This window comes from Emticicia aquatilis (assembly GCF_014644295.1).
Taxonomy (GTDB): Bacteria; Bacteroidota; Bacteroidia; order Cytophagales; family Spirosomataceae; genus Emticicia; species Emticicia aquatilis.
Genome location: NZ_BMKK01000003.1, coordinates 505188 through 528303, shown reverse-complemented (window position 1 = coordinate 528303; position 23116 = coordinate 505188). Strand labels below are relative to the sequence as shown.

Below are 23116 nucleotides of genomic sequence, written 5' to 3'. Positions count from 1 at the left end.
AAAGCTACCATTCACGCAATGACAGGGAAGCTGGTATTGCATTTCTTTGAATAGTTCAGAACCTTTGTGCATTGAATCAGGCACATAAATAATGAAACAATTCAACTGTTTGGTCTTAGAGGATTCTCTGAGCGACCAACTTTCTATTGAGATGATTCTCAATCAGTTTCCCGAAATCGAAACACTTTATATAAGCAGCTCGAAAGAATTCCTAAACGAAGTCTCGAAGCGGTCATACATGCTCATTATTGTTGACATCAAGCTACAAGAATCAGTCACAGGCATCGACCTCATAAAGTTTCTGAAAGACGCCTCAACTTGGGTGATTATTTGCAGTGCCTACGAAAGTCAAGTCTATTATAATCAATACAAATCGCTACACTTCACTAAATTTTATCTTCAAAAACCAGTCGATGAGTATATTTTCAAAACCCATATCGAATCGTTTTTATTCTCGAAACGTAATTTGTATGCCTTAGATAGTTGAAAATAAGTATTCAAAATATTAAAAGCCTTGATATTTACCATTCAATAAAAAATGCCTGTTACTACGCACCTTTTCTAAGAAAAACTTAAAAACATACTAATTTTACAGAGAAAGAACCTTTTATTATGAAAAATAACCTCTACTTATACTTGCTCTTGTTGAGTATTCCGTTTTTTGCTATATCACAAGAAGAAAAAGAAAACCCCGAAGAAAGGGCCAGATTTGAATACGAGAGAACAAAAGACCCCAAGACAGGTCTAATGCCTCGCCATGAACTCGAAAAATCGAGAGCAATCATGTCGAAAATGATAAAATTGATGGCTCCAATTCCAAACATAACTTGGGTAGAACGTGGGCCAAATAATGTGGGTGGGCGTACTCGTGCCTTAATGTGGGACCCAAACGATGCCAACAAAAAGAAAGTGTGGGCAGGTGGTGTTTCTGGTGGATTATGGTACAATAATGATATTACTACCAACACCACAGTATGGACAAAAGTGAATGATTTTTGGGATAATATAGCCATTGGCTGCATTACTTATGACCCCAGCAATACCCAAATTATGTATGTAGGCACAGGCGAAAGAAGTGCATCAGATAAAACAGATAATACGGGGGCGTCTGGCACAGGTGGTGGTGGCATTTGGAAATCAACCAATGGTGGTACAAGCTGGTCGCTATTGACCTCTACTATACCCGACTATGTAAATAGTACTACTCTTGCTTCCAGTTGGAGAGAAGTATTGAATATAGTAGTTAATGCCCAAGGACACGTTTTTGCACTTACTTTTCAAGGGGTATTGAAATCAACCGATGGCGGTACAACATGGGCTACTTTGACTGGTACTGGAGCTCCAGCCATTGACTACAACAATCCTGGCATTATAACTGATATGAAAATGGGTAGTGACGGGATTCTCTACATTGCCGAAGGAGGAGTAAACAACCCCAAAATATATAAGTCAACCGATAATACGGCCAGTGCTTTTACAACTATCACACCAGCGGGTACATTCGCACCAAGTAGAGTCGAATTAGCACTTGCCCCAAGTACAAGTGGAAATTCTCAAGTAATTTATGCAGTAGCGGCGGGTTCAAGAGTTGCTTTTTTCAAGAAAAGTGTTGATGCTGGGGCTAATTGGACAGATGTAATTGTACCTCTCGATGTTGATGGAGAATCAAACCCCAAACCACCTTTTACGGGTAAACAAGGCACATATAATCTTGTATTGGGAATAAAACCAACCGACCCAAATGTCATTTATGCAGGTGGCACTACGATTGGAATTTCTTATACAGGAGGCGTTTCAGTAAGTGGAAATCCAGCATGGAAATTTGAATATGGGTCTAATTATTTTTATCCCCCAACCAATAAGTTTTTTGTGGATAATCATGCTTTCGCAGCACGCCCTGGTTTTCCGAATGAAGCTATATTTGGTAATGATGGTGGAGTTTTTTATTCAGCTGAGTGGGGCGATGCCACAGCTACTGCACCTGATTTTCAGCGTAGAACAAATGGCTACAACGTAACACAATTTTTTGGTGTTGCAATGGCTGGAGCAGCTAATGCGGGTTTAGTAATGGGTGGAGCTCAAGATAATGGTTCACAAACGATTACCTCAAACTATGGCACTTTAGGAAATGGTTTCGAGATAAAAGGCGGTGATGGTGGACTCTGCTTTATTGACCAAGAAGATTCCAATATCCTTATTGCAAGCTATACAAACTTAGATGTTGAGCTTTTTCCGAATGGTCCAACTAACAAAACAGGGGCAATTGCTCTTGATAACGATAAAGAAAGAGGTAGTTTTATTAATGCCGCAGATTATGATTCGCCTAACAATAAACTCTATACCGATTACTCTATAAAAAATGAGTCGGTCACCGAAAACAAAATACGACGATACCTTATTTCGGGAACAGCTCCTAATTATGCGGTTGCTCGTGTGGTATATACCTTAGATGCAGGTTTACCAGCTCTTACAGCCCTCAAAATATCAGTTATCAAAGTAGGGCCATCGAATACTTTGTACATCGGAACCTCCGATGGAGATGTTTATAAAACAGCAAATCTTCCTGATGCCGACCAAACTATTACGCTTACAAAAATTATGGATAAAGCTAATACTTCCGTAGGAAATGTATCAAGTATTGACTTTGCCAATGGTGGCCAAACAATGGTAGTCACAAAATCTAACTATAATATCAAGTCGGTATTTTATACGGTAAATGGTGGTACAAACTGGACATCAAAAGACGAAACAGGGTATGGTTTACAAAATATACCGATTAGATATGCACTCATTAACCCTGTTGATACCAAACAGGTACTTTTGGCAACTGAACTGGGTGTTTGGTCAACGAGTGATATTACGGCAACCAACCCACAATGGTCTCCGACAAACGCCAGCTTGGCCAATGTACGATGCGATATGTTACGCTATCGTTCTTCTGATAACACAGTTGCTGTTGCCACTCACGGAAGAGGCATTTTTACAACAAAACTCAACCAAAACAGTACGCCTTGCCCAACAACATTAGTCTTGATTAGTACAGCCGATGATAAAGCAACTGGTACGACAACTTTCCAAGCCTCAGAGAGCATTTCGGCAAGCAATAAAATTACTGGCACTGCTACCGTAACAATGAAAGCAGGTAAATCAGTAGAATTAAAACCCAGTACCAACGGCGGTGGAACAACCTTTGAAGCAGCCAATGGTACAGTTTTCCAAGCGTATATTCAGGGGTGTACTAACTAATCGTATATACTAAAAAACAACCAATATCAATTCAAGAGTATCCAAGAAAATATCTTCTCTTTGGGTACTCTTTTTTCTTAATAACAACTTCTGTTTCTACATAAAAAAGTACTTATAAGCATTCTCCTTCGCTTTTCGCTGAATTCTTTCACGTAATAAGTTCTACCATTCACGTATTATATTCTTACCGTTCACGGTGTAGAACCTGCAAGCCTATTGCTCATCATACAATATAAGTAAATATTTGTATAGAAAATGGCAAGGTTAATAGCCATTCAATTTGTTCAGATTTAGGAAAAAAAACAGGGGTTTACCCCTAAGTCAAGGAAAAAAAACGCCTCCCTACATTTGCACAGTCAAAAACTCAAAAAGTAAAAATTAAGAACACACAGGCAATATGAGCAGCAATACACCACGGCGTAAGACAAGGGTCATTAAATTAGCCGAACACCAGAATATTCTCTACATCAAGCATCTCGGGCAAGAGCCTTACAACGAAGTTAAGTTCGACTGCGGAAAGAAGCTTATTGTTAGCTATAGCCTTAGCTATTGGCAGAGTGTTTTTCAAGATTTCCAGCGAATCAATAAAGGCGTACTGATAAACCCGCAAAAAGTAATCAGTCAGCAGGGAGTACAGGAGGTTGAGTTGGCTGACAATTCAAAATTCACGTATTCTCGCCGCAAGCACAAAACTGCATTTTCCTAATTCTCTTTTATCAGATATCCAAATAAATTCTTTTGTCTTAAATTAAATTACAAATACAATGAAAACATCCTTTACACTTTCGAAATTAATTCCGTTAGTATTTACTCTCAGTCTGTTTTTTGCTTTTGAAGCGTCAGCTCAGCAAGCTAAGAAAATATCGCTACAAGGCTTCTTAAAAGATGCCAATGGCAAAGCAGTTGCCGATGGCCAGCAGACAATCACTTTCAAGCTTTATACACAAGAAGCAGGTGGAACCGCCGAGTGGACAGAAGACCAAACCATTAATGTCTTTGGCGGTGTATATAGCACCCACCTTGGTAAAACTGTATCACTTGAAAACCTTAACTGGGGTGCCTCTACTTACTACGTTGGTGTAACCGTACAAGGAACTGAACTTACGCCACGTACAGAGCTTACTTTTGCTCCCTACTCGCTTGGCTCGCCAAAAGCACAAGAAGTTGTTTGTTCAGGTGCCGTGGGAGATGTGAAACATTCAATATTAAATCCTACGCAATTTGCCGCTGTAAATGGAAACTGTTGGGTGCCGATGGATGGACGTGCATTGGCTGCAACCGATAAATTACGCCAAATTACGGGAATGACTTCACTACCTAATGGTGGTGGTTTGTTTATCAGAAGCCAAGAATTTGCTAATAGTACGAACTACGATGATAATAGAGATACAAATAGCCCGATTGCCCAAGTACAAGTTGAAGATTATAGAAGCCACACTCACTCAGCAAATTTATCAATTAGTGGTGGTACAAACTCTGATGGGTCTCATTCGCATAATCTAAGAATTAACTCTGGGGCAAATGGTGTAGGTGGATTTAAAGCAGCAAATGAAAACTTAAGTCTTTCTCAACATGGTATAAGGATAACAGGAAGTGGTGCAGCGGACTTAACATGGAATAGCTTGTTTACTGAATCAGCAGGTGGTCACTCACACTCTATTTATGGTTCTGCTACAGGTAATACAAGTTCTGCGGGTGGCAACGAAACCCGCCCCGACAACTTAAACTTCTGGGTATATATCCGTATCAATTAAGATTCATTAGTCAATTCTTAAATTAAAAATTTTATGCAAAAGAGAATCCTCTACATTCTCTTGGGTTGGCTAATGCTGTTTGGTTGGCAAAAAACTTTTGCCCAAGCCGATACGCTCTGTGACCCAAACGAGAATAAAAAAATATTCGGCGAGCTGTATTTCAATTATGGCTCTGTCACGAATGCCTATTCGGCATTCAACCGCTCTACTTTTGTGATGGGCCAGCCTTTAGCTTCGCCACGTAATATGCTTTCGCAAAGTTTTCAAGGAGGATTTGGAGTTTATAGTCCTTTTTATTTGCCTCCACAACCTCCAATCTTAATAGCTTCACAAGGAGATTTTAAGGATAGAATTAAGGTTTCGTGGAATGTAAACCCGCTTTCTACTCCCCCAACGGGTTTTATATTATACCGTGATGGCTCTTTCTTGGCCGATTTGGGTGAAAACGTACGTGAGTTTTTAGATTTTAATACCCAGGCGGGCGAATATTACGAATATAGTATTGTAGCTAAAAACGTTTTTGGTACGGGTAGCCCCTCTAAATATGTAGGTTTTGTAAACCCGAATGGAGTCGTGAGCGGAAAAGTCTCTACTAATTCTGGCAATCCAGTACCAGGAGTAGAAGTGCGTCTTACCCCCCTAACAGGAAACTCAATGGCATTTGATGGGGTAAACGATGAACTTTGTGTAACCTACCATGATGAATTTCCGACGGATAAATTCACGGTTTCAGCTTATGTAAAATTGGGTGATGTAAACAACGAAGGTGGTATCATTGACTGGGGTAGCACTATCAATAAAAACTGGTGGATTACCACTACCAAAAATAATGAACCGAAAGGGTATGTTTTTCATATTGGTAATGGCACAGGTAGCGATTCTTTGAAATATTATTTACCAAATCTACCGACTAACCCATTCAACGTAACAGATTGGCATCAAGTCACGATGGTGTATAACGGTGCGGCAATGTCGGTCATGGTAGATGGTGAATTTGTTGGCACAAAACCTGCCAGCATTGTGCGTGAGAAAAACTACTTAAATATTGGTAGTAAGATTGGAAATGATGGTTTCTTTAAAGGTAAAATTGATGATATACGTGTCTATAACCGTCCGCTAACCCAAACAGAGGTAAACTCAACCAAAAACCGTTCGGTATCAAAATCTGAAAGTGGGCTGGTTTCGTACTGGAAAATGGATGAAGGCGTAGGTGCAAAAGTTTTTGATAATACCGCAATACCAACCAACGCCAATATCTACGGTGCTACTTTCTCTTCTGATAAACCTGAGGTGTATAGTGCCGGTATAACCGACGTAACGGGCTACTATGTCATTGATGGCATAAATTATAGCCAAAACGAAGGTTTTAGAGCTACTCCGATAAAAAACTTTGAGTTCAATTCGGCTCTTGAGTTTAATGCGGCTGATAAATCTTACGGAAATCTGACCGATTATGATATGCCAGATACCTCAACGGTTGAAGTGCTATTTTATCCATTCGATATTAAATCTCGTCAAACTGTACTTTCAAAAGGAAACCTTTACGAAGCCTACATTGAAAATGGCAAGCTTTTCTTAAATCTAAATGGGACAATTACTGATTTAGGAGCTATCAGAGCTAAGTATTACCATTTGGCTGTTTCACTTGACAACACAGCGGGTAATGCAAAAATCTATTTAGAAGGAGAATTAAAAGGAACAGTATCGTTTACAGGAACATCCAACTGGAAAAATGGTAATCCGTGGCTATTGGCGACTAACTCAACCAATGCTACTACTGGTAAATTTTATACAGGTTTGGTTGATGAGTTTTATATCTACAAAACCGCCCTTCCACAAAACGTAATTCAAGAACATTATGTCTTGGGAGTTCCGCAAGATTCAACGACCAACATTTTGTTTAGCCATTTTGACCTAAATGAAGGTAGTGATACAAAAGTTTATGACTATGCAGCCATTAACTTCGGAGCATCGGTTCCACGTGAAGGAACTATTCTAAAGGCTTCTTGGAGTAATAATGCTCGTAGAAAAGAAACCAAACCTCATGAATTTGAGCCAAATGTAAGAGTTGTAAATCTAAACACAAGTAATACAGCGGTTGGTAATATTGATTTTAAAGACGTATCTACTGTTAATGTTTCGGGGTATGTACGATTCTCCAATACGTTTTGTTTCGCTGACTCTATTAATATTTTGGTTAATGGGCAGGAAAACTTCCCCCCAATCAGAACTGACAGAAATGGTAAATGGTCAGCCGATTTTGAGCCAGGTCGAACAATTAAACTAAGTGCATCTTATAAAGACCACCTATTTTCTCCAAGTTTCTTTGAAATTCGCAAAATCCAAGCCCCTAAAGCAGGTATTGTCTTTTTAGATAACACGAAGAGAACCATAACAGGCCAAGTAGCAGGAAATGATATTTGCCGCAAATCAATCATTCCTAATGGTTCGAGAGTTGTAATTAAAGTGGCTACATTAGATGGATGCTTTGAAAAAACCGATACTCTAAGAAACCCAGACGGAAAGTTTATGTTCAAAGACTTACCAGCTCGTGCCTTCAGAATAAGTGTAGTAGAACACTCGAACTCAGTTATTTACAATTACTTTCAGGCTAAGGGTGGTCAGCAAGTTGATTTAAGAGATAATCAAACTGCTAATGTTGATTTCATCTATATTGCTCCACCTAAAGTTGAACTTGCAGAGTTTGCTGCTAATAATTGTGGAGTAAAATTACTACCATCATTTGGCCAAGCACAAACCAATATTCGTGTATATGAAAACTACGATGGGGGTAAGTGTTATTTATCTAATGCTAAATTAACCATCACAAACGATATAGCTGATGGAAAAGTAGATACCTTAACCATGCAAGCCGATACTTACAAGTATGTGTTTTCTCCAGGCTTACCGAACTTAATTTTACCGTATAAAAAGCTTTTGACAGTAACTGCTGATGTTAATGGAGCACTCGCTACTGATACAACATCCGCTATCGTTTTAGGGCAAAAACCAAGAATTACAACCTTTACAACCCGTGACCCTGAAATTCCTGAGTTTATACTCAGAGACCCCCCTGGTGATGCAAGTTACGCAACGTGGGAAAAAGGGACAACAAAATGTAATCAACATGTAAGAACGGTAACAAATGTGGCAAATCAAGAAGCTACATTGGAATTAAAGTTAGGTACTAAACAAAATGTCAGCTTTTTTGGAGCTGCATCTTTGGAAACTAAGATTACCAATACATTTTCAGTAAATGGAGGGTCGAATCAAACTTGGGTTAACTCCAGCGTAACTAATAATTGTATTACTGCAACCGAAACCATCAGTACATCCGCTAATGATAAAGTAGTTGGTAGTACAATGGGAGGAGACGTGTATATTGGTACTGCCAAAAACGTTGAGTATGGTATTGCTGACGAACTTAATTATGACTTTAAGAACTGTAAGTTTACGATAAAAGCAAAACCAATTATTGGAAGAGAGAATATCGCAACAACTTTTATTTACAGTGAGTTTCAAATCCTCAATGATGTTATTCCGAGTCTATACAGTTTAAAAACCAAAAAGGACTCATTATCTGCAAACCTTTGGTATCAAATTGTAGCAGCAAATCATGCTGACTATTTTACAGGAGAACTCATAGAAAGCATTTCTTTTGATGCAGGAGCTGTAAGAGATTGGTCAAGGGCAACTGATAACTCAACCGAAAACTCGTTTGAATTCCAAAGTGTAGGATTTGCCGAGTTTGCTTATACCTATGGTTTGGAGGTAAACGAATCAGGCTTTAGTGGAAACGTAAAATTAAAATACGAGCATACTAAATCGAATAATGATACAGAAACCAATCAAGAGTCTAAAGTTCTATCATATCACTTAGAGGATGATGATGTTGGAGATAACTACAGCGTTGAAGTAAGATATGGCAAAAGATGGGATTCTCCTACTTTTAAAATTAATGCAGCCGAAACCTCTTGTCCTTGGGAACAGGGTGTCACAGCTCGCAGGTCTGCCCCCGTATTAAAAAGTTTGGACGGAGTTTCAAAAGTAAACGTACCATCAAACACTGCGGCTGTTTATAGACTGCAAATTGGTAATGAAAGCCCAACAAGACAAATCATGAATTATGATTTATCTGTTGACCCAGCCTCAAATCCTAATGGAGCAATAATTAGACTAAATGGACAACCACTTACGCAACCTGTAACATTTACAGTAGCTCCTGACGAGCCACAAGAGGTAACTCTTACAATTGATAGGGGGCCTATAGAATATAACTACGAAGACCTAATTATTCAATTAGAAACTGCATGTGAAACAGAATTAGCAGATGCAAGAGGCGGAGACGCACTCGTTGATAAATATTTTGTTAGTACGGTAGCTTTAAGAGCTTCTTTTATAGAACCATGTTCAAAAGTTGATATCGGCTTCCCTTTACAAGACTTTGTAATTACTCCAGCATCTGGTAATAAATTAAGTATTACCCTAAATGAATATGATAAAGGAGACGATGACTTAAAACTAATTCGCTTGCAATATCGCCCAATTGGTGGAGATGGCTCTTGGATTAATATCAACGAGACTTTAAAGGATGACTTAGGAGCGGTATTTACTATAAAAGAATGGGATTCTTCCCTCTTGAAAGATGGACCGTATGAAATCCGAGCAGTAGCCGAATGTTTCAACCCTAACCTTGCTCCAGGTATTTCAACGGTTATTAAAGGAGAAGTAGCTCGAACACCACCAGTAGTATTTGGTGTACCAGAGCCAGGCGATGGCACTTGGGACCCAGGCGATGAAATCTCTATTACTTTCAACGAACCAATTGACTGTAACAAAGTAGTTCAAGCCGATATTTTAGCCAATAATACGATTGGTCTTTATGATGCCACCACCAACGCTCTTGTTGATGCTACCATTACTTGTACAGGTAATAAGATTATTATTACACCAAATATCAACCCAGTGTTCTTTGAGAACCGTACATTCAGAGTTGTAGTAAGTGGTAAAGATTATGACGATGCCATGCTGGCTCAAAACCCTAATCATCAAAGAGCAGCTATTAGAGATAAGGCGGGTAATATGATTGAGAAAACCATTAAGTGGGAATTTGCAGTCAATCAAAATAACCTTGAATGGGTAGGAACTGACATCATCGAGACCAATGAAGTATTGAAACCATTCTCAATAAAACGTCAAGTACGCAACCGTGGTGGTAGTATCGCAAGTTTCCGTATGGAGAATGTGCCTTCTTGGTTAACAGTTACCCCATCAACTGGTACATTGAACCCTGGCCAAACTGCCGATGTAACGTTTACTTTCCAACAAGACCTCTTGATTGGGGATTACACCGCTACTTTGAATTTAGTTGGCTCAAAAGGGAAAGAACCAATGGGTATCGACTACCGTGTACGTTGTCCACAACCAAATTTTGTAGTTGATAATCCTTCACAATATGAGAGTTCGATGAACATCGTTGCTCGATTAAGTATTTTCGATAAGTTCTCAGTTGACCCTTCTGATGTTGTGGTTGCAAAAATCAACGGGCAAATCAGAGGTGTTGGTAAAGTTGCATACTACCGAAATATCCCTGCCGCTGATGCCACTATTGATGGCTTAACTGGCAAGCCAAAAGATGAAAGTAATCGTTGGTTAGTATTTATGACTGTCTTCGGCGATGATGCTGACAACGATAAACCAATTGAATTCCGTGTGTGGGATGGCGATAAATGTAATGAATACGTTGAGGTAATTAACCGAATCAATTTCCAAACAGGAGATTTAGTGGGTAGTCCGATTGCCCCTGATACCATTCAGGTAATCAACGTTGTCAAGAAATGTATCCCATTAAATAGAGGTTGGAATTGGGTATCATTTAACCTCAATCTACCTGAAGGTAATACCGTAACAAACGTACTTGCCTCAATGAAGTTCAAGCCAGGTACAATCATCAAGAGTGAAGATTTCAGTGCGAAGTATTATGGTAGCCCAATCAATGGTTGGAAAGGAAGTTTAGTCAATATTACTCCTCAAAAACGCTACATGATTAATGTTTCTGAGAAGGATACCATTTGTATGAAAGGGAGTCCGTATCTGACTGAAGAGTTCCCGATTACGATTTCTCCGGGTTGGAACTGGGTTGGTTATGTACCTTCAACAGGTATGACGGTGAGTCAGGCACTCAAAGGCTTAACACCGCTCAACGGTGATATTATCAAGAGTCAAACCTTGTTTGCTCAGTATGTGGCGGGTATTGGTTGGATTGGTAACTTGAGTTTCTTAGAGCCTCTCAAAGGATATTTATTGAAAATCAGCAATGCAGGAACATTAGTCTATCCGACAGGTACTACTAACCGACCAACGGAAGAGATTACTCCAACGGCCTTGCTTGCTCAAGCAGCACAAGAAGCTCCTATGATTTTTGACTTCACCAAATACCAACTCACCATGAACCTCATTGGTAAAGTAAATGGAATGACGATTGATGCTGATGACGAACTAAGAGCATATATAAATGGGCAATTAGTAGGAGTTAATAAATCTATTGCTCACTCAAAAGATAGATTATTTTTCCAAACTATCTATTTTGAAGATGAGTCGAACATCAACTTTAAATTGTATAAAGCTGATAGAAAGAAAGAGTATAGCCTCAATAGAACCATTCCGTTTAAATCAGAAACATTGGCGGGTTTAGTTGAAGCTCCAATTATTTTCAACTTGGAATCTGCGAATTTGGTGCCGATTACAATTGATATCAAAGACCAATTAATCTGGCAACCATCTAAAATTTTCCCAACGGTTTCGATTCCAGCGGCGGTTAGCGGACAATCAACGGCTTGTGGTTCATTTACTTTCAATAGTGTTTTACCAGTTGGTACCGAAACCAAGCCAGTGTGCGTTTCGCAAACAGGACTTGAAGGAAACATGACGGGGGTAATGAAAATCAACTACAATGAGCGTTCAACTTTCGTTTCGAGTAATGACGTACTATCATTTGTTAACCCAACAACGGGCCTAACAGTAGGTTGTGCTACTTTTGATAGTCAATTCAATGTCTTCAACTTCACTGTGAAAGGAGGCGTTACTTCGGCCGAAACACCGATTGATGTGAAGTATTACTCAAATGTTATGAAAAAGACATTTGTTGTAAAATCAGGAGTAACCTACAAAAACAATAAAGAATTAGGTGATTATATCACACCTGCACCTTTAGATGTTTCTCCTTTGACAATCACCAACAATAATGGCGTCATTACGGCGGTCATGCGTGATACTTCATGGACTGGAAAATACTGTGTTGATGCTTTTGCCTTAAACTGTCCGAACTTCGGCGATGGCCAAACTACCTTCTGTTTCCAACGACTAAAACAAGGGGCTTGTTTGGATGTCGTCGTACGAAACGTTACCGAAGGCACCAATGACGTTGTAAAAGCGGTTTCTATTTCATCGCAAGTTGTTGTCAATTCGGGTATTCGATTAGAATACAAAGGTGGTAATAAGATTGAGTTGAAACCAGGCTTTGAAACAAAACCGGGAACTGTTTTCACAGGAAAAATAGAAGGTTGTAGTAATTAAAACTCAAAAATAAAGAGATGATGTCGTTTAGTTAGAGCATTTTATACACCTCGTGAGGAGGTTCAATACTTTAACTAAACGACATTGTTTTGGGGTAAAACAGTGTTTTTATTCCACTTCTTTTCTTAGGAGTGGAATATTTTTAAAATATTAGTCAGGCATTCCGAAGTATCTTCTCTATAAAATCGTAATCATGAAAAACAAACATCTACTCTATATTTTGCTATTTTTAAATAGTATCATTCTTGCTAAAGCCCAGTCAAATTGTGTGAATACTCCTTCGGTGAGTGTAAACCTAACAGGTTTATGTGCAGGAAAAAGCGAATTACTTACAGCTACACCCACCAACGGCGGTTCTACGCCATTTTATACATGGAAATTAAATAATGCTATTCTCCCTATTTTTACCAATAAAACTACTGAAGCGGGTTTGAGTGATAACACGATTAATGAGGTGTATGTAATTGGTAGTAATATCTATGCTGCTACCTCAATAGGTTTGAATATTTCTACCAATTCGGGTAGCACTTTTACAAACAGAACCAAAGCCTCCAACGGTTTAGGCAATGACCTCGTCAATGGTCTTTTTGTGACCGCTACCAAAATATATGCGGCCACGGCGGGTGGTCTGAGTATATCGGATAATAATGGTACGACTTTTACTAATAGAACAACCGCTAATGGTTTGGGAAGCAATATTGTTAATGATGTTTTTGTAGATGGAACCAATGTCTATGCTGCAACTGCATCAGGGCTAAGTATCTCAATAGATGGAGGTGCGAGCTTTACCAATAAGAGTATGAATAGCGTGCGTGGTGTTTTTGTAGATGGAAATAATATTTATGCTGCTACCTCTGCGGGTTTAAATGTCTCGACCGATGCTGGGGCAAATTTTATTCTCAAAACTACTGTCAATGGTTTAGGAAATAATAATATCAATGATGTATATAAAGTTGGTACCAGAATTTATTTAGCTACTTCGGGTGGTCTAAGCATTTCGTCAGATAACGGTAACTCGTTTATTAACAAAACAACTGCTAATGGTTTGGGAAATAACAATGTTTCAAGTGTTTTTGCTATTGGTAGTTTTATTTATGCTTCTACTGTTGGTGGTTTAAGCTTATCGAATGATAATGGTACGAATTTCTTTATCAATAAAACCACTACCGATGGCTTAGGAACTAATACATTAAATGATGCTTTTGCCTTAGGAAATAATATTTATGCCGCCACTACAGGGGGGCTGGCTATTGCTACTATCAATACTTTGCAGGTGAATGATGTCAAAGCAAACGATGTATATACCGTAACAATGCTGCCTTCTACTGCCGACTGCCCAACGGCTACGGCAACAGTTTCTATTTATCCTTTACCGATTCCAAATATTACCACTAACTCGCCTGTATGTACGGCAATGCCTTTGACCTTAAACGCTACAAATGAAAGAGTGAATACGGGAAATACTTACAGTTGGGCTGGGCCAAATGCCTATACTTCTACTAATCAAAACCTCTCATTTTCGGCAACAACTGTTACTTTATCAGGTACTTATAGCGTAACTGTTACTGATGCAAATGGCTGTACGGCGACCACATCTAAGGCTGCAACTGTAAATCCTTTGCCAATTCCTACGATTGGAAGCAATAGCCCTATTTGCACTGGTTTTACGCTCAATCTTACATCATCAAATTCAAGAAATACCTTTGGAAATTCTTATGCTTGGACAGGGCCAAACACCTATACTTCGGCTAACCAAAACCCATTTATAACGAATGCAAATACTTCGATGTCAGGCACTTATAGTGTCACTATTACTGATGCAAATGGCTGTACAGCTACCGCTACGACATCGACAACTGTAAATCCACTACCAACTCCGAGTGTTTCCAACAACTCACCAATATGTACTGGTTTTACACTCAACCTCACCGCAACAAATACAAGAAATGTAACTGGAAATTCTTATTCGTGGACGGGGCCGAATGCCTATGCTTCCACTATCCAAAATCCTTCTTTCACTAATGCAACAACTGCTTTATCGGGGACGTATAGCGTAACTATTACTGACTTAAACGGCTGTACAGCTACCGCTACAACATCGGTAACCGTAAATCCGCTACCGATTCCGAGTGTTTCTAATAATTCTCCAATCTGTACTGGTTTTACACTTAATCTTACTGCAACAAATACAAGAAATGTAACTGGTAATTCTTATTCGTGGATGGGGCCTAATGCCTATGCTTCCACTATCCAAAATCCTTCTTTCACTAATGCAACAACTGCTTTATCGGGGACGTATAGCGTAACTATTACTGACTTAAACGGCTGTACAGCTACCGCTACAACATCGGTAACCGTAAATCCGCTACCGATTCCGAGTGTTTCTAATAATTCTCCAATCTGTACTGGTTTTACACTTAATCTTACCGCAACAAATACAAGAAACGAAACTGGAAATTCTTATTCATGGACGGGGCCGAATGCCTATGCTTCCACTATCCAAAATCCTTCTTTCACTAATGCAACAACTGCTTTATCGGGGACGTATAGCGTAACTATCACTGACGCAAATGGCTGCACGGCTACTGCTACAACATCGGTAACTGTAAATCCGCTACCGATTCCGAGTGTTTCCAACAACTCACCAATTTGTACTGGTTTTACACTTAATCTTGCCGCAACAAATACAAGAAACGAAACTGGAAACGCTTATTCATGGACGGGGCCTAATGCCTATGCTTCCACTATCCAAAATCCTTCTTTCACTAATGCAACAACTGCTTTATCGGGGACGTATAGCGTAACTATCACTGACGCAAATGGTTGTACGGCTACTGCTACGACATCGGTGACCGTAAATCCGCTACCGATTCCGAGTGTTTCTAATAATTCTCCAATCTGTACCGGATTTACACTTAATCTTACTGCTGAGAATACAAGAAATACAACTGGAAACGCTTATTCATGGACGGGACCTAATTCCTATGCTTCCACTATCCAAAACCCTTCTTTCACTAATGCAACAACTGCTTTATCGGGTACGTACAGCGTAACTATTACTGACGCAAATGGCTGCACGGCTACTGCTACGACATCGGTGACCGTAAATCCACTACCGATTCCGAGTGTTTCCAACAACTCACCAATTTGTACTGGTTTTACGCTTAATCTTACTGCTGAGAATATAAGAAATGCAACTGGAAACGCTTATTCATGGACGGGACCTAATTCCTATGCTTCCACTATCCAAAATCCTTCTTTCACTAATGCAACAACTGCTTTATCGGGGACGTACAGCGTAACTATTACTGACGCAAATGGTTGTACAGCTACCGCTACGACATCTATAACAGTAAATCCATTGCCGATTCCGAGTGTATCAAATAATTCTCCGATTTGTGCTGAATTTGGACTTACCCTAAATGCAACAAATACCAGAAATGAAACTGGAAACGCTTATATGTGGACTGGACCCAATGCTTACAGTTCAACTATTCAAAATCCAAGCTTTGCTAATGCAACAACCGCTTTATCGGGTACGTACAGCGTAACTATTACTGACGCAAATGGTTGTACAGCTACCGCTACAACGAATGTAATTGTAAAACCCAAACCTCCAGTTCCTGTTATCAGCGTGCCGAGTCAATTAGTTGTTTGTTTTCCTAACACTTTAACTTTGACAGCAAATGGCTGTACAGGAACGGTTACTTGGTCTAATAATTCAACTGGTTCAAACATCACATTATCGACCATTGGAACTTACTCATTATCAGCAATATGCACCATTGATGGCTGTGTGAGTGAATCAAGTTCGCTTATCACAGGATTAGAAATAAAAGTAGCCCCAACGGCACAAGCAAGTAATAATGGACCTTATATTGTTGGTCAAACCATCAAGCTCACAGCAAGTAATGGCCCGAATTATTCGTGGACAGGTCCGAATAATTTTACGAGTTTGGTTTCGTCACCGACAATTACCAATGCAACCTTACAAAACAGTGGAATCTATAGTGTAACCGTTTCGATAAATGGCTGTACAGCAACTGCAACAACCAATGTTATTGTCAATAATTTTGCTCCGTGTAGTCCACAAAGAATCGTGGATTATAGCTACGTAAAGGCTGGAAATCCGCATCAGCCTCTTTTCCCGTTGAGCAATGGAATGGTTCTCCAACAAATTCCAGAGCAATCATCTATTCTCGTAACACCCGTTTGTCCTACAATCAATATCGAAAGTTTTGAGATGAAAATCGTTGGGCCAGAATTAAACTATCTAACGGTTCAGAACGTATCATACTTCGCTCTTTTTAGCAATGAAGAAGAAGATGTTTTTGGTAGAAACTTCACCCCTGGTGATTATACTTTGACTGTAACTGGGTATTCGCAAGATGATAAAAACGGAGCCGTTGTTTACGGACCAATTGTGACTACCTTCAAAGTAGTTGGAACACTCGGAACAATCTCAATGCCAACAATTTCATCACAAAGTATCTGTGCGGGAAGCAGCATTGATGTAAGTTTTTCAACTTCGGGAAACTTCAATCAAGTTAGCCAATTCCAAGTACAATTATCTGATGCCAATGGCTCATTCCAAAATCCAACTACCATCGGAACATCTAATACAACGGGTACGGTTTCTTGTTTTATACCAGCCAATATTGCTGAGGGAACAAATTACTTGATTCGAGTAGCATCTGCTAACCAAACAGCAGTTGGAAATCCAACGATGAGTGCTGTAACGGTTAATCCGCTCAATTCAAATATTTCGCAAAATATATCGACTGGCACAGTAACCAACAAAGCTACACAGACATTATCGGCAACTAATAAAATCATTGCCCCCGCCAATGTCAGCTACCAAGCAGGAAAAGCCATTTCTTTAAACGCTGGCTTTGAAGCTGGCAGTGGCAGCATATTTAAAGCAGAGATAAAAGGATGTAATTAGTGTTTATTTATTACAACGGAAAGCGACAAAAACCAAAATCCCTAAGGCACTATGCTCTTAGGGATTTTTTATAGTCAATATCAATAACTAATAATCACATCATTATTTGACACAATTATCTTTTCGGCGAGTATCTACAATACTTACAACCTTCCAACCTTTATCGGTTTTCATCATCGTAAACATATCTACACCACAATGATTAAATTTATCATTGACATAAAATTCGTAGGGTGTCCAAGCCATTGCCATTTCTCCATCGACTTTAATGTCGTAACTCGTCAATCTTTCATCTAAAATTACTCCTTCACGCTTAGTCCCGATTTGCTTTAACCAGCCTAAAATCGCATCTTCTTGCAGACGCACCTCCCCTGTTTTACTTTTCCCGATTGATTTGAGCGTACACGAAGGATGCAAAGCTGCACGCACAATGCTTGAATCGCTCTTACGCATTCCGTCGAATAATTGATTAATGGTTGCTTTGATTTGTTCTTCGTCGGTTTGGGCAAATGACTGAGTTGCTACCGTGAGCATCAATAAAGTCAATAGTTTTTTCATAATAATTAGTTTGAATAAGTGATGATAAGAGTTAAAGAACCAAAAGTACAAAAAAGATTGAATCTCAAAATAGGTTCAACTATTTCGGGTAAATTCTTGGTAAAAAATGGTAAAAAAATATTTTTCTGAAATGATTCAGTGGGTACAAAATTTGCTTATTTTCGTAACAAATGTAGGGTTTGATAATAATTTCTTCCAACAACTTATTATTCTTCCATACTAAACCGACACTTTTCTTAAAAACTATTCCTTTATGCTGAAGATTATTACAACTCTTTCTGTGTGTCTGCTTGTCACACTATCGTCGTTTGCACAAAAACCCGCTCCTGTTAAGTTTGGTGATATACTCTCTGATGTTGTCAAAATGAAAGTTTATCCGAAAGATTCTTCGGCCGAAGCCGTTGTGCTTTATGATGGCGGCGAAACCTATTTTGAAATCATGGGTGGCAATATCATGATTACACAAATTATCCACGAACGAATCAAAATCCTTAAAAAATCGGCCTTGGAGCGTGGCTCTATCAAAATTCCTGTGATACGAGAAAGTGGCACTTCTCAAGAGTTTTTGACCGATATTAAGGGCTTTACCTATAATGATAATAACGGCTCACCAACCAAAGATAAGCTGACTAAAGACATGATTTTTCAGGAAAAAGCTTCCGAAACGGTCTATTATACCAAAATTTCGATGCCAAATATCAAAGAAGGTTCGGTGATTGAATACAGCTACAAAAAACAAACTCCGATGAGTATTAGTCATAACCCGACCACTTGGTATTTCCAACAAGGAGTTCCCGTCGAGCGAAGTGACTACAAAATCACGATTCCTGCCTATTTCTACTATCGAATGATTATGAATGGCTATTTACCTTTGGCTCTCAACGAAAACAAAGATGTCAATATCAGTGAGTTTAATGTCAATGGGTTGCAATATCACTTTATCGTGCTTGATGCACCTGCTTTTCGTGACGAAGCCTACATCACAACCGAAAGCGACTATCTGTCAAAAATTGATTTCGAGTTGGCGAGTGTCAATTGGCCCGATGTGTTGGTCAGAGATTTTTCTTTAGATTATAATAATCTCAACAAAACCCTTCTTGAAAGCGAGCAATTTGGTCAACAACTCAAGCGTAATGGTTTCTTGAAAGATATTGCTTCCGAAATAAAAACTAAATACAAAGACTCAACCGACCGTATTCAGACTGCCGTAAACTATATAGTCAAAAATGTAAAATGGGATGGCAACAATAATATCTACACAGAAGGATTGAAGAAGGTTTTTGAGAAAAAAACAGGTGATGCCGCCGACATCAATCTTATGCTCGTTGCCTTGCTACGAGAAATCGGATACGATGCTAATCCCGTGATTCTGAGTACCCGTGACCATGGTCGTATTCATGAACAATACGCCTTGATGCGTCGCTTCAATTACGTAGTGGCTCATATCGAAAAAGATGGTAAAGACTTACTGATTGATGCCACCGACGAACACCTCAAAGTAGGAATGCTGCCTTATCAATGCCTCAATCATAGCGGTTGGTTGGTGCATCCATCTTTTCCTCGATTTGTATCACTCGAACCAATCGAACGTGACATTGAGTTTGAAAAGGCTGAAATGAAAATAGACGAAGAAGGCGAAATGAAGGGTAAATTCATGAAATCTTATGCTGGATACAGTGCTTGGAGTGCCAGAAAGACCTTCAAAAAAGAAGGAAAAGAGAAGTTTTTGGAAGAAATAAAAAAAGCCAAAACCAACTGGACAATCAGCAAAGCCGAATATAATAACAGTGATGAAATTAGCCAACCGATGGAAGCAAGATACGACGTAGAGATGAGCGATTTCGTGACGAAAGCGGGCAATATGATGTACTTAAAACCAATGATTTCGGAAGGACACACCGAAAATCCATTTAAAGATACCGAACGCACCTATCCGATTGATTTTGCGATGCCAATCGACGAAACTTTTATGGCAAGCTACGAAATTCCAGCGGGATATGCCGTGATAGAAACGCCCAAAAATGTATCGTTCGCACTTCCCGAAAATGGTGGTAAATTCACGCACGTAATCAATGTACTCGAAAACAAAATCACGGTCACGAGCCGTTTGAGTTTCCGAAAAACAACGTACACGCCCGATGAATATCCGTTTTTGAAAGAGTTTTATGACCAAATAGTAAAGAAACATAACGAACAAGTAGTATTGAAAAAACAGTAGAAAATGTTAGATTTCTACTGTTTCAACAGAATAGAACGTAGATTTTACTCAAACCTGCGTTCTACTTTCATATACAATTAACAAAACTAAAGCATGAAAAAAGCACTCCTTTTTCTTGTTACACTTTCATTTTCGAGTGTTTTTGCACAAAAATACCCAGTTTCGACAATCCCTGCCGAACTCAAAGAAAAAGCTCATGCAGTAGTGCGTGAGCATAAGACCTCGTTTATTGTGAAAGACATTGGTTCGGCCGTCACGAAAGTGGAGGGAGCAATCACGATTCTGGACGAAAAAGGCGAGCAACACACCACGCTCGTGATTCCATACAATAAGTTCACGAAAGTAAACGATATGGAAGCCCAACTCTACGACGAAACGGGTAAGAAAATAAAAAGCCTCAAACGTGACGACATCGAAAGCATCGGTGGCTCGTCGGGAGCAAACAATATTGATGATAGTTTTGTAAAATATGCCAGCCTTACGCACACAAAATATCCATACACGATTGTTTTTAGCTATGAATTTACGACCAAAAACATGATGTTTTATCCGAGTTGGGAGGCAATACCATATAATGCAGAAGCCACTTCTGTCGAACAAGCATCATTTATGGTTTCTATGCCCAATGGCGTACAACTACGCTACAAAGAGCAAAACATGCTCAATAAAGTAGTGATGGGGAGAGATGGAGATAAATTTTTGTATTCTTGGGAAGTGAGCAATCTCAAAGCCATCGAACGAGAGCCTTACAGCCCAAGTTTGAGTGAGATTTTACCAACGGTTTATACTGCCCCTACCCTATTCAAAGTCGATGATTACGAAGGGAATATTCAATCTTGGGCTGATTTGGCGAAATTTTATGGAAACTTAAACAAGGACCGTGAAAAACTCCCTGCCGAATTGATAACAAAAATCAAAGATTTGGTCAAAAACGAAACCGATGAAACCAAGAAGATAAAAAAGGTTTATGAATATTTACAAGCCAATACTCGCTACGTGAGCATTCAGTTGGGCATTGGTGGCTGGCAGTCGATGAAGTCGGAAGATGTGGCCAACAAAGGCTACGGCGACTGCAAGGCTCTCACGACTTTTACGATGGGAATGCTCCGAGAATTGGGCATAAAATCCTACCAAGCACTCGTAAAAGCAGGCGATGATGCCAACGATATTCTGACCGATTTCCCTTCTTTTCAGTTCAATCACGTCTTTTTGTGTGTACCACAGACCAAAGATACACTTTGGCTTGAATGTACAAGCCAAACCAATGCTTTTGGGTATTTGAGCGATTTTACGAGCAACCGACACGTAGTTTTGATTCAAGAAAATGGGGGGAAACTCGTAAAAACGCCAACTTACAGACCAAATGACAACATGATGGTCAGAAAGGGGAAATTTGTTTTGACCGAAGATGGCAATGCCGAAGCAGAAATCGAAACTCGCCTTTCGGGTTTGCAGCAAGACTCACACGCAGGCGTGATTCACACGCTCGGAACGGATGAACAAAAGAAATGGTTGACCAATAATATGAGCCTTTCGAGTGTTGAAATCAAGCAATTTTCGCTGACTGAAAAACGAGAAAAAATACCAAGTGTCAGCGAAAAAATGACTTTGGCTCTTAGGAATATCTCGAACAAAAGCGGCACAAGGATTTTCCTGACACCTAATCTATTAAATCAAGCTCGCACAGTTCCACTACCCAATCCCGACCGCAAAGTTGATTTCGAGCTATCAGGAAATTATATGGATGTTGATAGTATTTCTTTTCAGATTCCTGCGGGTTTTTCTTCGGAATACCTGCCCGAACCAACCAAAATACAATCGAAGTTTGGCACTTACACAACAAATGTGCAGATGACTGGCGATAAGATTCTGTATGTTCGTCAGATTACGCTACTTCAAGGGCGTTATCCTGCGGCGGCCTTCAATGAATTTGTAGATTTCCGAAAAAAAATAGTAAAAGCCGACAAAAATCAGATTGTTTTGGTGAAAAAAACCTAAATGTCGATTTATTTTCCCTCTTTCATGCAACATTCTGTTCAGTCATTACATCTAATAAGAAAACTTAAACATAAAAACGCATGAAAAAATTATTTACATTATTTTTATTAATCACCAGTAGTTGCTTTGCTCAAGAACTAAAACGCTCGTTCAATCTTAAAGATTTTGATAAACTCGATATGGGAAGTGCCTTTATCATTAACGTTACACAAGGTAGCACCTACAAAGTTGATGTTAGAGGGCGAGAACAAGATTTGAAAGAAATTATCGGTAAAGTCAATGGTAGCACGCTCGATTTACATTTTCCATCAAACTGGAGCGGGAGTAAAAACAGAAAAGAAGTTTACGTGACTATTACGATGCCCAAACTTACGGAAGCTGAGTTTTCGGGAGCATCAAAATCGACAGTTTCGGGGTTTAATTCTGATAAATTATCTATCAGTATTTCTGGAGCATCGGTTGGTAACTTTAAGGTCAATGCCAAAGCTTTATCAATAGATTGTTCGGGGGCTTCGAGCCTTACACTTATCGGTAATGGGCAAAGTATTGATGCTGATGTTTCGGGAGCTTCAAACGTTAATTCCTTAGATTATAAAGTTGCTTCGGCCGATATTGATGCTTCGGGGGCAAGCGATATAAAATTATTCGTAACCAGCAAAATCGTGGCTGATGCCAGTGGTGCAAGTAGTGTACGCTACAAAGGCGGAGCTTCTGTGAAATCAAGCACGTCGGGAGCAGGTTCGGTCAAGTCTATGAATTGATAATTGGGTATAAAAAACGCTGACATGGTTTTGAATCATGCCAGCGTTTTTGTTTTCAATA

At 39.4% G+C, this 23116-nt stretch carries 10 protein-coding genes; 9 read left to right on the top strand and 1 reads right to left on the bottom strand.

Going from position 1 to position 23116, the window contains the following annotated elements:
- The first annotated feature begins 91 nt into the window (after positions 1–91).
- The 6 genes from IEX65_RS09530 to IEX65_RS09505 all read left to right on the top strand — a co-directional run bounded on the left by IEX65_RS09530 (position 92) and on the right by IEX65_RS09505 (position 17520).
- A complete protein-coding gene (locus tag IEX65_RS09530; RefSeq protein WP_188765813.1) occupies positions 92–487 on the top strand; it encodes a response regulator in 396 nt (131 codons plus the stop codon).
- Positions 488–612: 125 nt separating this feature from the next.
- On the top strand, positions 613–3246 hold the full coding sequence (locus tag IEX65_RS09525) for a 3-coathanger stack domain-containing protein (protein ID WP_188765812.1): 2634 nt from the start codon (positions 613–615) through the stop codon (positions 3244–3246).
- Positions 3247–3643: 397 nt separating this feature from the next.
- On the top strand, positions 3644–3952 hold the full coding sequence (locus IEX65_RS09520; protein WP_188765811.1) for a LytTR family transcriptional regulator DNA-binding domain-containing protein: 309 nt from the start codon (positions 3644–3646) through the stop codon (positions 3950–3952).
- Between the two features lie 58 nt (positions 3953–4010).
- Complete coding sequence (locus tag IEX65_RS09515) at positions 4011–5000, top strand: DUF8740 domain-containing protein (protein ID WP_188765810.1); 990 nt, start codon at positions 4011–4013, stop codon at positions 4998–5000.
- Between the two features lie 33 nt (positions 5001–5033).
- Positions 5034–12575 carry a LamG-like jellyroll fold domain-containing protein gene (locus IEX65_RS09510; RefSeq protein WP_188765809.1) on the top strand — a complete coding sequence of 2514 codons (7542 nt, stop codon included), beginning with the start codon at positions 5034–5036 and terminating at the stop codon, positions 12573–12575.
- 193 nt (positions 12576–12768) lie between these two features.
- Positions 12769–17520 carry a beta strand repeat-containing protein gene (locus IEX65_RS09505; RefSeq protein WP_188765808.1) on the top strand — a complete coding sequence of 1584 codons (4752 nt, stop codon included), beginning with the start codon at positions 12769–12771 and terminating at the stop codon, positions 17518–17520.
- A 102-nt stretch (positions 17521–17622) separates the two neighbouring features.
- Here the strand turns inward: IEX65_RS09505 and IEX65_RS09500 are convergent, their stop codons facing one another.
- Positions 17623–18078, bottom strand: a complete 456-nt coding sequence (locus IEX65_RS09500) for a nuclear transport factor 2 family protein (RefSeq protein ID WP_188765807.1) — start codon at positions 18076–18078, stop codon at positions 17623–17625.
- Positions 18079–18331: 253 nt separating this feature from the next.
- Between IEX65_RS09500 and IEX65_RS09495 the strand changes: the two genes are divergently transcribed.
- From IEX65_RS09495 to IEX65_RS09485, 3 genes are all read left to right on the top strand, one after another.
- Complete coding sequence (locus IEX65_RS09495) at positions 18332–20296, top strand: transglutaminase family protein (protein WP_188765806.1); 1965 nt, start codon at positions 18332–18334, stop codon at positions 20294–20296.
- Positions 20297–20389: 93 nt separating this feature from the next.
- Positions 20390–22294, top strand: a complete 1905-nt coding sequence (locus tag IEX65_RS09490; protein WP_188765805.1) for a DUF3858 domain-containing protein — start codon at positions 20390–20392, stop codon at positions 22292–22294.
- A gap of 80 nt (positions 22295–22374) precedes the next feature.
- Positions 22375–23055: a head GIN domain-containing protein gene (locus IEX65_RS09485; RefSeq protein WP_188765804.1), complete on the top strand. Its 681-nt coding sequence runs from the start codon at positions 22375–22377 to the stop codon at positions 23053–23055.
- Positions 23056–23116: the final 61 nt, after the last annotated feature.

Coding starts and splice junctions, on each gene's coding strand:
- IEX65_RS09530 (WP_188765813.1), top strand. CDS start 92: ATGAAACAATTCAACTGTTTGGTCTTAGAGGATTCTCTGAGCGACCAA.
- IEX65_RS09525 (WP_188765812.1), top strand. CDS start 613: ATGAAAAATAACCTCTACTTATACTTGCTCTTGTTGAGTATTCCGTTT.
- IEX65_RS09520 (WP_188765811.1), top strand. CDS start 3,644: ATGAGCAGCAATACACCACGGCGTAAGACAAGGGTCATTAAATTAGCC.
- IEX65_RS09515 (WP_188765810.1), top strand. CDS start 4,011: ATGAAAACATCCTTTACACTTTCGAAATTAATTCCGTTAGTATTTACT.
- IEX65_RS09510 (WP_188765809.1), top strand. CDS start 5,034: ATGCAAAAGAGAATCCTCTACATTCTCTTGGGTTGGCTAATGCTGTTT.
- IEX65_RS09505 (WP_188765808.1), top strand. CDS start 12,769: ATGAAAAACAAACATCTACTCTATATTTTGCTATTTTTAAATAGTATC.
- IEX65_RS09500 (WP_188765807.1), bottom strand. CDS start 18,078: ATGAAAAAACTATTGACTTTATTGATGCTCACGGTAGCAACTCAGTCA.
- IEX65_RS09495 (WP_188765806.1), top strand. CDS start 18,332: ATGCTGAAGATTATTACAACTCTTTCTGTGTGTCTGCTTGTCACACTA.
- IEX65_RS09490 (WP_188765805.1), top strand. CDS start 20,390: ATGAAAAAAGCACTCCTTTTTCTTGTTACACTTTCATTTTCGAGTGTT.
- IEX65_RS09485 (WP_188765804.1), top strand. CDS start 22,375: ATGAAAAAATTATTTACATTATTTTTATTAATCACCAGTAGTTGCTTT.